This window comes from Shewanella sp. BC20 (genome assembly GCF_003129585.1).
GTDB classification, from domain to species: Bacteria; Pseudomonadota; Gammaproteobacteria; order Enterobacterales; family Shewanellaceae; genus Shewanella; species Shewanella seohaensis.
In genome coordinates this window covers 150,969-163,605 of record NZ_NHRI01000007.1, presented here as the reverse complement: position 1 = coordinate 163,605, position 12,637 = coordinate 150,969, and the positions used below count along the sequence as shown (strand labels likewise).

Annotated in this window: 12 protein-coding genes; 8 read left to right on the top strand and 4 right to left on the bottom strand. The window is 47.9% G+C overall.

Annotated features, from left to right (window positions below; translation table 11 throughout):
* Window positions 1-17 precede the first annotated feature (17 nt).
* Complete coding sequence (gene yjjX, locus CBX96_RS09665; protein WP_011627128.1) at window positions 18-557, bottom strand: inosine/xanthosine triphosphatase; 540 nt, start codon at window positions 555-557, stop codon at window positions 18-20.
* Between the two features lie 256 nt (window positions 558-813).
* On the opposite strand from yjjX, the gene CBX96_RS09660 reads away from it, so the two are divergent.
* Both CBX96_RS09660 and CBX96_RS09650 read left to right on the top strand, forming a co-directional pair.
* The gene (locus CBX96_RS09660) at window positions 814-3,381 is read left to right on the top strand and encodes an acylase (RefSeq protein ID WP_109286529.1); all 2,568 of its coding nucleotides are present in this window, start codon (window positions 814-816) and stop codon (window positions 3,379-3,381) included.
* Window positions 3,382-3,823: 442 nt separating this feature from the next.
* Window positions 3,824-5,116 carry a serine/threonine transporter gene (locus CBX96_RS09650; RefSeq protein WP_109286527.1) on the top strand — a complete coding sequence of 431 codons (1,293 nt, stop codon included), beginning with the start codon at window positions 3,824-3,826 and terminating at the stop codon, window positions 5,114-5,116.
* 59 nt (window positions 5,117-5,175) lie between these two features.
* Here the strand turns inward: CBX96_RS09650 and CBX96_RS09645 are convergent, their stop codons facing one another.
* Window positions 5,176-5,619 carry a GNAT family N-acetyltransferase gene (locus CBX96_RS09645; RefSeq protein ID WP_109286526.1) on the bottom strand — a complete coding sequence of 148 codons (444 nt, stop codon included), beginning with the start codon at window positions 5,617-5,619 and terminating at the stop codon, window positions 5,176-5,178.
* A 220-nt stretch (window positions 5,620-5,839) separates the two neighbouring features.
* Between CBX96_RS09645 and CBX96_RS09640 the strand changes: the two genes are divergently transcribed.
* Together CBX96_RS09640 and CBX96_RS09635 are read left to right on the top strand one after the other, a co-directional pair.
* Entirely contained in the window at window positions 5,840-6,136 is a 297-nt protein-coding gene (locus CBX96_RS09640) for a DUF4234 domain-containing protein (RefSeq protein ID WP_109286555.1), read from the top strand.
* A 161-nt stretch (window positions 6,137-6,297) separates the two neighbouring features.
* Entirely contained in the window at window positions 6,298-7,620 is a 1,323-nt protein-coding gene (locus CBX96_RS09635) for a dicarboxylate/amino acid:cation symporter (protein WP_089067050.1), read from the top strand.
* Window positions 7,621-7,675: 55 nt separating this feature from the next.
* On the opposite strand, the gene CBX96_RS09630 is transcribed toward CBX96_RS09635, so the two are convergent.
* A complete protein-coding gene (locus CBX96_RS09630; RefSeq protein WP_011621560.1) occupies window positions 7,676-8,092 on the bottom strand; it encodes an META domain-containing protein in 417 nt (138 codons plus the stop codon).
* 70 nt (window positions 8,093-8,162) lie between these two features.
* On the opposite strand from CBX96_RS09630, the gene CBX96_RS09625 reads away from it, so the two are divergent.
* Window positions 8,163-8,417, top strand: coding sequence for a hypothetical protein (locus CBX96_RS09625; protein ID WP_109286525.1), 255 nt, complete (start codon window positions 8,163-8,165; stop codon window positions 8,415-8,417).
* A gap of 15 nt (window positions 8,418-8,432) precedes the next feature.
* On the opposite strand, the gene CBX96_RS09620 is transcribed toward CBX96_RS09625, so the two are convergent.
* Window positions 8,433-9,446 carry a GGDEF domain-containing protein gene (locus CBX96_RS09620; RefSeq protein ID WP_109286524.1) on the bottom strand — a complete coding sequence of 338 codons (1,014 nt, stop codon included), beginning with the start codon at window positions 9,444-9,446 and terminating at the stop codon, window positions 8,433-8,435.
* Between the two features lie 173 nt (window positions 9,447-9,619).
* Here CBX96_RS09620 and CBX96_RS09615 point away from each other — a divergent pair, with 173 nt between their 5' ends.
* The 3 genes from CBX96_RS09615 to CBX96_RS09605 all read left to right on the top strand — a co-directional run bounded on the left by CBX96_RS09615 (window position 9,620) and on the right by CBX96_RS09605 (window position 12,635).
* On the top strand, window positions 9,620-10,168 hold the full coding sequence (locus CBX96_RS09615; RefSeq protein ID WP_089067053.1) for a GNAT family N-acetyltransferase: 549 nt from the start codon (window positions 9,620-9,622) through the stop codon (window positions 10,166-10,168).
* A 117-nt stretch (window positions 10,169-10,285) separates the two neighbouring features.
* Window positions 10,286-12,301 carry an EAL domain-containing protein gene (locus tag CBX96_RS09610; RefSeq protein ID WP_109286523.1) on the top strand — a complete coding sequence of 672 codons (2,016 nt, stop codon included), beginning with the start codon at window positions 10,286-10,288 and terminating at the stop codon, window positions 12,299-12,301.
* Entirely contained in the window at window positions 12,294-12,635 is a 342-nt protein-coding gene (locus CBX96_RS09605; RefSeq protein WP_109286522.1) for a hypothetical protein, read from the top strand. The genes CBX96_RS09610 and CBX96_RS09605 overlap by 8 nt, the downstream gene beginning before the upstream one ends.
* Window positions 12,636-12,637: the final 2 nt, after the last annotated feature.

Below are 12,637 nucleotides of genomic sequence, written 5' to 3'. Positions count from 1 at the left end.
TATTTCATTAACAAAATTTAAGGGTACAACTCAGGATTTAAAAACGGCGCCATGGCGAGGATGATCGCTTGGGTGTAATTGCTCTCACGGGTGGCGTGGCCGTGGGTGAGTAGACCTATCGCGCCGCCTTTTTGTTTGATGTTAACCGTATTAAACAGTCTATCCATCACATGACCCAATTCTTCACCCGCCTCGAGAGCCTGATAGACCTGCATAGGTAGCGGCAACAAGGCGCCTCGGCCAATGCTCAAGCGGGCTTGGTGGGCAATCGCAATATAGGCGAAGGTCGCAGGACCAAACTCGAAACAATCGACGCCGCCTTCCATCGCAAAGTAATAATCCGCTTCAACTTGTTGCTGGCAATAGTGGACACGGTTGATAGCCCCTTGGCGGGTGTCGCTATCTGTCATGGGCTGCGCGGGGACGCCCGAGGGTGCATCCATACCTTGAGTTTGGATCTCATATTCAGGAAAGAGCAGCGCCATGGCATTGGCCGCCGCGTTAATTTTGACGGGGTTTTTCGAACCGACGATCACTTTGATAATGTTTTGTTGCATATGAGTTATTTATTTTGGTTTTTAATGTGGACGCTCGTTTGAATCATTGCTTAAATGGTCGGAGGTGTCTCGCCTCTGGGTTTTCTATTCTGCCATATTCATCGCCTTGGCTCAGTAAAAAAGCGAATGCATGGGGAGCAAATAGCCATTGCCGAACATCAGGAAGCGACATACAACTATTGCTCCTTCAGTGATTTAGCTGATTTAAGCAGTAAAGCTATGTCATTGAAGGAACCAAAATTAAGAGATAATAATAATGAAATTCAACAAACTCATGATCGCGATGGGGATGGCCTGTGGCGTTATGCTCACAGGCTGTAACGACAGCGAAGATAGCACTCCATCTACCGAACCTGAAACCCAGCTGCAAACCTTTGCCCCCAACGGCTTACTCAAAGCCAATATTCGTCGAACTACCTACGGTGTGCCCCATATCCAAGCCGATAACTTAGAAAGCTTAGGTTTTGGTAGCGGTTACGCGCAGGCGCAGGACAACCTCTGTGTGCTCGCCGATGGTTTTATTAAGGCCAACTCCCAACGCTCTATGTACTTTGGCCCCCATGCGTCGATTGATTTCACCACAGGGCAGCCTACCGCCGAAGACAATGGCAACTTAATCTCCGACTTTGCCTATAAAGCCTTAAAAATCCGTGAGCAAGCCGAGGCCAAATGGCCGCAGTTTAGCGAACGCTCCCGTGCATTAATCCAAGGATTTACGGCGGGTTATAACCAATACCTTGCCGATGTTGAGGCGGGTAAACAAACCGCCGAACCTTTCTGTGGCGGTCAGCCGTGGGTGAAGCCCATAGTGCCAGAGGATGTGGTCACTTATTTGTTTTCTATCGCCCTATTACCTGGCGCGGCTAACTTCCTCGATTTGATTTTCTACGCCAACCCAGGGGATGGGCAGGAGTACATGCCGCGTATCGTCGGACCTGCACCAAGCCAAGAACAAACCGCGTTTGTCAGCGATATGCAGTCTAAATTGCTTGCCCGTGCGGCGCGCATTACTACACCCGAGACCAATCCACGGGATTTAGGCTCTAACGGTTGGGGTTTAGGTAAAGATAAGACCGAAAATGGCCGCGGCATGGTGCTAGGCAATCCGCATTTCCCACACACGGGTAACCTGCGCTTCTGGCAATCGCACATTACTATTCCAGGCCAATTGGATATGATGGGGGGCTCGCTGGTGGGCATGCCAGGCCCTATCAACATCGGGTTTAACAAAGACTTAGCTTGGACTCATACCTTCTCTACCGCTGAACACTTTGTGATGTATAACCTTGAGCTGGTTTCGGGCGACAGATTGCAATATCTGTTTGATGGGCAGCCGATGCCGATCAATAAAGAGACAGTGTCTATCTTAGTAAACGCAGGCCCCGCAGGCATGTTAGTGGCTGAAAAGGATATTTACACCACCGCAAAAGGCCCTATGGTCGAGGCACCGCCTTCGCTCGCACCTTTTGGTTGGGACGATGGCAGTGCCTTTATGATCCAAGATGCCAATATGGGGAATATGGATCCCGTCGATCATTGGCTCGCCATGAACTTAGCGACCAATAAAGATGAATTCCAACAAGCCTTTAAAGACTACGACGGGGTGATTTTCAATAACACTATGTATGCCGATAAAGAGGGCAATGCCTTCTATATCGACGACTCGACCGTGCCCGGTTTGTCCGAGGCGGCCGTGGTGGTCTTAAAAACTTCGCCCGATATTAAGGCGGCAAAAGAGCAAGCCGGCTTTACCATTCTGCCGGGGAATACTTCGTTATTTAGCTTTAGTGGCCCCACGCCCTATGAGCGTGCGCCTAAGCTTGAGCGCAGTGACTTTGTGCAAAACTCCAATGACTCCTTCTGGTCAACCAACCTGAATGAGCCACTGACGTACTTCTCGCCCATGTATGGTCCAGAAGCCGGGCAATTATCGCTGCGTACTCGTATGGGCTTAACCCTAATGCAGGATGCGGCGGGTAGCGATGGCAAGTTCAATCTGGAAGAGTTGGAAGCGGCGGTATTGTCGAATCGCAGTTATTTAGCTGAGTTGGTATTACTGGATTTGATTGCCCAATGTGAGGCGCAGGGCAGTACGCCTGTGGTGGTATCTGCGAGTTTATCTAAGGATCTCACATCAGCCTGTGCAGCGCTCAAAGCTTGGAACGGTAAGCAAGATAACGACAGTAAAGGCGGCGCCTTACTGCGTGAGTTTGCCCATCAGTTCAGCCAAAAAACCATGCTGACCAAGGGATTCGACCCCGCGAATGCGGCGACCACGCCTAACACGCTCACCACCGACGGTAGCGCATTAGTGGCGCTTGCCCATGCGGCCTTGAATCTTGAAGCCGCAGGTTTTGCCTTAGATGCACCGTTAGGTGATGTGCAGTTTGTCGAGAAATCACTCCCCGATGGCACTGCTAGCGGCGCGCGTTTACCTTGGCCGGGCAGCCATAACGCAGAAGGTGGATTCAACGTATTTTCGACGAGCTTATCGGGAGATGACACTCTGATCCCGCAGCATAAGTACGCGCCTTTGATGGACGTTGTCACGGGTAAGGCGATGGCCTCAGGCATGACGGCCAAGGGTTACCAAGTGCGTTACGGCTCAAGCTGGATGATGGCGGTAAGCTTTACCGATGAAGGCCCTGTCGCGCGCGGCATACTCACCTATTCGGAGTCGAGCAACATACTGTCACCTTCCTTTACCGACCAAAGCAATCTGTATTCCAGCAGTAAGAGTTTCCGTCCTTTGCTGTTTAAGGAAGCCGATATTGCCCCTGCGGTGATTTCGACTACAGAGCTGACACTGCAAAAAGCCCAGTAATGGCTGAGTTGTCGTTAATCGATAGGCCCACTTAGGTGGGCCTTTTTATGGGCTTTCTCTGGCGCAACGCTTGCTGTTTCAAAATGTAAAAATTTAACAATATGGAGAGTGATCTACTTCAAACTTCATTAGCACTTGATTGAGTTCGATCCCAATTGGACGATTTTTGCGACTTAACGCCACTTTGGTTTTTTTATCGACGACATGCTGATGTCGCAACTTAGGTGCTTGGGTAAATTTACTGTGTTTTCTTGGTGATTTATTGTGATCGTTTTGATGCGTTATTGAAAATTTATTACGCAAAATCATGGATCTAGGTCGCAATATCCGTTTTATTTGAAATTTCATTACTTAAAATGGCGTTAGATCAACTTTTGCTAAAGCTTTTTCGCTATCCTTACGCCGAATTTTTTATGCGGTATCACCGTAAGGTAATTTTAATATGCAAAAAGATGCGATCAGTGTTCTCGAAACACCTCAAAGCACGCAAGAAAGCACAACAAGACACTTACCATGGACGCGCCAAGACACTACTTGGATGCTAAGTTTATTCGGCACCGCTGTGGGGGCGGGCATTTTATTTCTGCCTATCAATGCGGGCATGGGCGGATTTTGGCCCTTAGTCTTGATGGCCATTATCATTGGACCTATGACCTATCTTGCCCACCGCGGCCTGTCACGTTTCGTATGTTCATCGAGTATTCCCGGCAGTGACATTACCCAAGTGGTTGAAGAACACTTTGGGATTGGCGCGGGCAAGGCTATTACGCTGCTGTATTTCTTAGCGATTTATCCCATTGTGTTGATCTACGGTGTGGGGATCACGAATACCGTCGACAGCTTTATCGTCAACCAGTTGGGCATGGCCTCACCGCCACGTTTCCTGCTGTCTGGCGTGTTGATTTTCGGCATGATGGCTGTAATGGTTGCCGGTGAGCAATTTATGCTAAAAGTGACTCAACTGCTGGTTTATCCGCTGGTGGGCATTTTGGCTTTTATGTCCATCTATCTGATCCCAGAGTGGAAAATGGATGCGCTGCAAGTCGTGCCAGACACCGGCGCCTTTTTAGGCACGGTATGGTTAACCATTCCTGTATTGGTGTTTGCCTTTAACCATTCTCCGGCGATTTCGCAATTTTCGGTTTCTCTTAAGCGTGACTATGGGGCGAATGCGGCCCGTAAGGCCGATGTGATCCTGCGTAATACCTCGATGATGTTAGTCGGCTTTGTGATGTTATTCGTGTTCTCCTGCGTCTTGTCACTGTCGCCAGAACAGTTGGCCGACGCGAAGGCGAAGAACCTGCCGATTTTATCTTACCTTGCGAACGTGCATGACAGTGGTTTTGTCAGCTACTTCGGGCCTTTCATTGCGTTTGTGGCGATTGTGTCTTCTTTCTTTGGTCACTACATGGGCGCGACTGAGGGCATGAAGGGCATTATCGTTAAGCAGCTGCGCTCAAGTAACAAACAAATCAGTGAGAACAAGCTGAACAAGTTTATCTTAGTGTTTATGTTTGCCACGATTTGGGCCGTTGCGATTAAAAACCCAAGTATTTTGGGGATGATTGAGGCGCTGGGCGGGCCGATTATTGCGGCGATTTTGTACTTAATGCCAATGTATGCCGTGTACAAAGTGCCGGCGCTGAAGGCTTACCGTAACCGCATCAGCAACGTGTTTGTGATTATTGCGGGCCTGCTGGCGATGACCGCTATTCTGTTTGGCTTGTTAAGCTAAGCTTGGAATTAAAAGCGGTTTAAAATAAAAGGATCGGGTTATGCCCGATCCTTTTTTTATTACTTCTCTTCGTACATCAGATAGTAACTCTGCTTCATCCCTAGCGCTTGGTAAGTTTGCTGAGCGGTGGTATTTTCCTGCTCCACATAGAGACGGAAACTCGCGGCGCCACCATTGGCCTCGGCCAGTTGTTTTACCTCAGCATAGAGCTTGCCATAAATCCCCTGACGGCGATTTTGTGGACGAATATAAACGCTTTGGATCCAGTAATAATCTTTGGCGCGCCAGTCGCTCCATTCGAAGGTCACCATCAGCGAACCGACAATTTCGCCATCAATTTCGGCTACCAGATAAAAGCCTTTCTCAGGGTGATTCAGTAGGGTATTAACGCCTTTAATCAGGGTCATTTCGTCTAAGGCGAGACCTTCGGTTTCCTGCGCCATTGCCTGATTAAATTGAACTAGGGCGGTGAGATCTTGCACTTTAGCTTTACGGATCAACATATAACAACTCCTCGGCGGTTAGTACATCTACCGCTCTTGTGTATGGGGATGACGCTTATGCATCGGCTTTTATTCGGCGGCACACTTTAGCACGGAACCGTTTAGAAGAACGAGTGAACAGCGTTTCAAATCCTGCTTTAATCGCGGCTGATTTTTTTACGACTAAAGTCTAATCTGCTAGGCTTGAATAAGGTTTTCACCCTAAGTGAGTGGTGCGATTATGGCATTCGTAAAATCAACTCGTCGCTTTAAACCAAGGTTTTTACAACCCTATGATGTGCAAAAAGATCTGCAGATTAATCACGCCATGCACTTTATGCTCACCTTGATCACCTTCGGGCTATGGGGGCTGGTTTGGTGGTATTTGATCCTCAAATCACAGGGGGATAATCAGTCACTCTTCAGTGGTTTTGACGATGACTATTGGAGCTACCTTATCGAGTGCGAGCAGCCGCCCGCATCCCTTTATCGCCAACGTTTTTCCGCCTCAGTCAATTCGGTGCAATTTGAGGCCTAGGCTTTGCCTTAGCTGGATTTTGCAGCGGTTGGCATCAACGTGATATAGATCATCCTTAGAATTTTATCCCTTATGTTAGACTCGGCGGCTGGCTAATTTAAGTTAGTCCCGCCAAGGATAAGGCTCAGCCCTATCATCATTTCAAACTCAAGGTTATAAACATGTCAAAACATAGGTCATCAGCCCTAGGCCGGATCTGGTCTTCCTGGATGTCAGTGCCCCTGTGGCTGCAAATTTTCGTTGGTATGGTGTTGGGGATTGCGGTGGGCGTCAGCTTAGGTGAGCAGGCTTCTTACCTGAAACCTATTGGCACCCTGTTTGTGAATACCATCAAGATGCTGATTGTGCCTTTAGTGTTTTGTTCATTGATTGTCGGTGTGACCTCAATGGAAGACACCGCCAAAATGGGCCGAATTGGTTTTAAATCCTTTGCGTTTTACCTTTGCACCACCGCGATTGCGATCAGTTTAGGTTTAGCCGTGGGCTATGTGGTGCAACCCGGTGCGGGCGTGCCTTTACTGCAACACGAAGCGGTACAAACGGCGAAAGAAGTGCCTTCGGTGATGCAAACCCTGATTGACATTGTCCCTACTAACCCCGTTGCCGCCTTGGCGAGTGGCCAAATCCTGCAAGTCATTGTGTTTGCCGTGGCCTTAGGGATTGCCTTGGTCTTGATTGGCGACCATGGTAAGCCTGCAATCAAGGTATTTGAAAGCCTTGCCGAGGCCATGTACAAACTCACCGACATGGTGATGAAGCTTGCTCCTTATGGGGTCTTTGGTCTGATGGCATGGGTCGCGGGCGAGTATGGCATCGATATGCTGTGGCCGCTGATTAAAGTGATTATTGCCGTATATATTGGCTGTATTATCCACGTGTTAGGCTTCTACAGCATAGTGCTGCGCCTATTTGCCAAGCTCAATCCACTGCATTTTTTCAAGGGGATCAGCAATGCGATGGCGGTGGCATTTACCACTTCAAGTTCGGCGGGTACCTTACCGGCCAGCATGAAATGTGCAAGCGAATATCTCGGGGTAAATAAGAAGATCTCTAGTTTTGTGTTGCCCTTAGGGACCACCATCAATATGGATGGTACGGCCTTGTATCAAGGCGTGACCGCGCTGTTTGTGGCGCAGGCCTTTGGTATCGATTTAACTTGGGTCGACTATCTAACGATTATTTTAACCGCGACCTTAGCCTCAATCGGCACCGCGGGTGTGCCGGGTGCGGGCTTAGTGATGTTGACCTTAGTGCTTTCGACCGTGGGCTTACCCTTAGAAGGTGTGGCCTTGATTGCGGGGATTGACCGTATTCTCGATATGGCGCGCACTGTCGTAAACGTTTCTGGTGACTTAGTGGCGACGACTGTGATTGCTAAGTCAGAAGATGAGCTGGATGTTGAACATTACAATGCCGACATGGTACAGAGCGCTATGATTGCCGAGCAAAATGCCGCGAGTGAAAACGCCGCGACGAAAAGTTAATTCATTGAATAATAAAAAACCGCCAACTAGGCGGTTTTTTATTATCGAAGCGAGCTTATTTAAGCTGGCTTAGGACAAGGACGGGCTTATCGTCGCTGCTAAGCAGAGTTAAACGCCCTTGCACTAGCTTGGCCTTAGCGACCAATGGTAGGGCTTGCATCACTTTATGCTCCTGCTGCATCAGCGCATCGACACAGGCCTTCATCGTGCTGCCGCCAGGAATGATTTTTAGCTCCTGTCCCTGTTGGCTATATTGGCCAAAGAAGTTGTTGCAGCTGTTATTGCCAGAGAGTTTTCCTTCATCGGCGAAGGTGATTTGCGCTGGGCTGTAATCCACTGTGGGTTGCCCTTGAACGGCTTCAATATGCCAGCTTCCCTGTAATGGCACTGTGTCCTGATTGGCAACGTCTGTGCTCTGACATGCGGTTAAACCAAAAAGTAATGCGCTTAATAGAAATGTTTGTTTTAACATTGTCTCAGTTCCTTTTTCCGTATTCATGACCATAGTGTACAAGTTTAGCGGGAGATAAAAAGAGGTTTATATGACAGATACCATTAAAATCACTATGAATTTATTGAAGTTTTTACATTGGTTAGGTGTTTTGATGTTAGTTTGTGGACTTGGGATCTATATGTTGACCCAATGGAGTCTAGAAATCAGTGGTATGTTATTGATCTCAAGTCTCATAGGTTTAGGGTTGGTGCTGATGTCTCCCTATCCCGTGGTGCTGTTTATCCAATGGGCGAAGCGTCAGGATGAGCTGACTAAAAACGAATTGCCTAAGCATAAAGACTAATTGCCTGTATAAAGACTAGAGTTCGGCCGAGTCGGCGGCGGGATTATCGTACAGTTTGGCATCGAACTTGGGCGCTTGATTTGCAGGTGTTGGCTCAGGTTCGGGCTGCATGGATTTGAGTTTGCTGCGGGCGTCCTCCATCATGGGCGCTAACTTGGCCGTCGATTCGGGGGTAAAAAAGCTGTAACTGGCATCGAGCTTGAGATGGTGATTTTGCTGCTCTAATTGTTTTTCGACCCGCTTCATAATGTGCAATATATCGCGCTCACTATCGACAAAGGCTAACACCACAAACTGGGTTGCGCTGAAATGGGCGGCCACATCGGCGGTGCGAATGGTATCTTGGACTAAATTGCCCAGCAGCCTGTGGTGTTTCTCTTCTAAGCTGTTTTCTGAGGTGTTTGCCTCAATCAACTCGAAAAAAAGAATTCCCGCGTGGGCGCCAAAACGGCGGCCGAGATTGAGCTGTCTTGGCGCCATCATCATAAAGCCATAATGGTTGAGCATGCCGGTTTCTTGATCGCGCATCGACAGCGATTCGATTCGATGGTTTTGACATAGCAGGGACAATTCCTGCTGCAGCAGAATTTGGAAGGGCTCCAGCATGGCGCTGTTGTTTAAGGGATCGAGCATATGGGGATTTAACACGCACAGCGAACCAAATTGACTGCCGTCGGGCCAAGCGATAGGGCGGGAGAGAATATGTTGAATACCATCAAAATCCCGTGGCAATTCATCGAGCATAAAACGGCCGAGATTAAGATAATCCCCTTCCGCAGGGCTATGTTTAAGTTGTTCAAACAGGGGGAAGTCGCTCGCAAACAAAGTGCCTGAGGTAAACAGCGGGGTTTCGCTCACCGAACTGACAATCACTTCAAACCCAGACTGAGTCATTTGCAGCACAAACACGCTGGTGGCGCTGTAGTAGCTTTTAATCAACTCACATTGGTGCATCCAGCGACCGAGATTGACTTGCTGGTGATCGCTATCGAGTAGGCTGACATTGGGGTTGATGGTTTCGGGCAACATGGTGGCGCCTAATGGGCAAAAAATATGCCTTAAGTTTGGAAAACAACAGGATAATTTGCAAATCAATGGGCTAAAAAAACACCATTTTTTGTGCATCTATTATTGGGATGATTAGTGACTCCTGTATACTGGCGCGCCGCCAACCAGATTGCTCACCAAATTGAGTGAAGATAATGACAGTGAATATACGTCCAGCTACGACGCAAGATATTGATTCCTTAGTTGTATTAGAAAGGACTTTCCTCAACGATGAACTGGCGTCTTCGGCGATGGGGTTGGAGGGACAAGCATTCGGCCGTAATGAGCTGACCGAATTAGTGACTCGGCACTGGGTGGTAGTGGCCGAAGATAAAGGGCGAATTATCGGTTATGTGATTGCCGGGCGCTGGGCGTTTTTCACCACTTGGCCTATGTACCGCACACTCCTCAACCGCTTGGCTAAGGCCGAGTGGGATGGCCCTAGATTAACGCAGCAGAACAGTTGCCAATATGGCCCGATTTGGATTGATCAACATTACCGAGGTCAGGGGATTTTTGCGGCCTTAGTGAAGGGGATTTATCAGCAAATTGCCCCTCATTTTGCCTATGCGGTGACCTTCATCGCGGAGGAAAACGAGCGTTCCTTTGCTGCCCACACCCAAAAGGCTGCAATGCAGGTGGCTGACTTTTTTACGGTTTCAGCAAGAGATTATTATTTGATGGTGGCGCGGACTCAAGCTTAATCGGCATGCAATATGAGGCTTGTTCTTGCCTGGAAACTCAGTATTTAACCCATATCGTTATGAGGAATACTGAGTATCGACTATGGTTAGTGCATACCAATCTATAAAAATAGCGCTATGAAGTTTGAGCTACGCCAATTTCTCGATAGAAGCTTTCTTATCTCGATACGTGAATCCTTTATCGCGTTACTGCCTTTTATTTTAATTAATTCATTTCTCTCGCTGATTATTGCGTTACTCGACATCGGCATGCCGACTTGGCAGGGCTCTGTATTTCATCAGGGGATCAGTTTTTTTTCGGCACAACTTTTAAAGATTTTTCCGCTGCTGGCATTAATTTCCCTGTCCTTCCATTTTGCTAAATATTTGCAGCTGTCGGCGATTGTGGTGTGTTCTTTGTCGCTGAGTCTATTGCTCGCTATTAATGCCCAAGATACGGGGAATGTATTTAATCTCGATTATGTGCGTGCCATTTTGGCGGACCCACGCATTGCTGTTTTACCAATTATTTCGGCCTATTTATTACGATTTTTGACGGCGTGGGATGGACTAAAGTTTATTAAGGCTAAGGCGCTTAGCCGTTACTTAAAGCAACACTTAAACTTATTCTTCCCATTAGTGATTGGTTTTATTGGCCTGTTCGCCATTGTTGCTGAAGCCTCTATCTTTTTAGAATGGTTGTTTGCCCCATTCATCGATGCACTGCAGCAGGCGAGTCTTGGGGTGCAATTGTTTATGCGGATCCTAATCACTCATGTGCTTTGGTGTTTTGGGGTGCATGGCGATAATGCCTATCTGCTGTTGATCGGTGTCGATAATGGCTTAGTGGAATTGGTGCCGCACTTGACTGCTAGCCAGTTTATGGACTTGTTTATTCTCTATGGTGGCAGTGGTGCAACGCTATCCTTGATCATTGCCATTTTTATCGGTGCTAAAGACAGTGCCACTCGGCATATTGCTAAAATTGCCACGCCCTTTGCGATTTTTAACATCAATGAGATCCTGATTTACGGTCTCCCCATTATCTTTAACCCACGTTTATTAGTGCCGTTTATTCTGTCACCGCTGATAAATTTTATCTTAGCTTACAGTGCCATAAATGTTGGGATCTTAAGCTTTGAGGGGCACAGCTTTCCTTGGATCACGCCGCCACTGCTCAACGCTTACATTGCCAGTGGCCATATCAGCGCGGTGTTGTTCCAAGTGTTATTAATCGGACTTGGAGTATTGGTTTATCTTCCCTTTGTAAGGCGTTTCTCCTTGATGTCTGAGCACTATGAGTTCGATAGTGAGTTAATCAAACGCGTGCAGTTTCAAGCGGATATCGACCGGATGAGTGAGCAGCATTACTCACAGCAGCAGTCCGAATCACTGAAAGCTGAATTAAACCTCGAGAAGACCATTAAGGAGGTCTTGGCAGGGGAGTTACAGCTGCATTATCAGCCTAAAATTGCCCTCAGCAGTGACCATGTGGTGGGATTTGAGGCGCTTATTCGGTTGAAGGATGAACATGGCAACTTGAAGGGGCCTTACTTTATTGATGCCTTTCAGCGTGCAGGCTATTCCCATATCATCGACCGCTTTGTGATTAATACGGTTGCAGAGGATCTGGCCCGCTGGGAATTAGAAGGATTTTTCCCTAAAGTGAGCATCAATATCGACCCTAACAATATTACCGATCCTCAGTTGCTAGCGACGCTGCACGAAAGATTAGGCAGTGTTGCCAACCGAGTCGAAATTGAGATGTTAGAATCGGCCTTTATGTTGGATTTGAATCGCATCGATAGCAGCATGCGCCAGCTTAAGCAGCATGGCTTTAGCTTCTTCTTAGATGACTTTGGTATGGGTTTTTCTAGCTTAAGTCTGCTGAGCCGGATCAATGTGGATTGGATTAAGCTCGACCGCAGTATTCTGGCCAATACCAGCGAGCCAAAAGGGCGGACCTTGTATCTGCAAATCTGTAAGCTTTGTAATAGTTTAGGCTTTAGTTTGATTGCCGAAGGGGTTGAAACCACCACTGAGGGCGAGTTTGTTAAAGCGGCAGGTGTGGGTTATGTGCAGGGCTGGTTAAACGCCAAGGCGATGCCAGGCCCTGAGGCTAAAACCTTTTGGTTGGAGAGAAATAGTGACTAATACCTTAGTCAGCACCCTGCTGACGACATACGCCAATGCGAACTTGTCGGCTTGGGATAATTTGCGAGTCTTGCTATCCGAGTGTGCGTTGCAGCAATGTGAAGCCCGTGGATTTGAAGTCGATTGCGACGATAGTCGCCCCCATTATTGGCTGCAGATTGAAGATTGTTGGCTCGATTGTGGCAAAACCAATGCCTACAGTGCGGCTATAGTCCGTTTAACGCCTGAGGCAGTTAAGGGCGCAAGGATAATCAGCGTGCAAGACTGTGCACTGTTATCCGCCGCGCAGATAAACCTCTTGTGTATGCAAAACGCCCATTTTGACCATTGTTAATC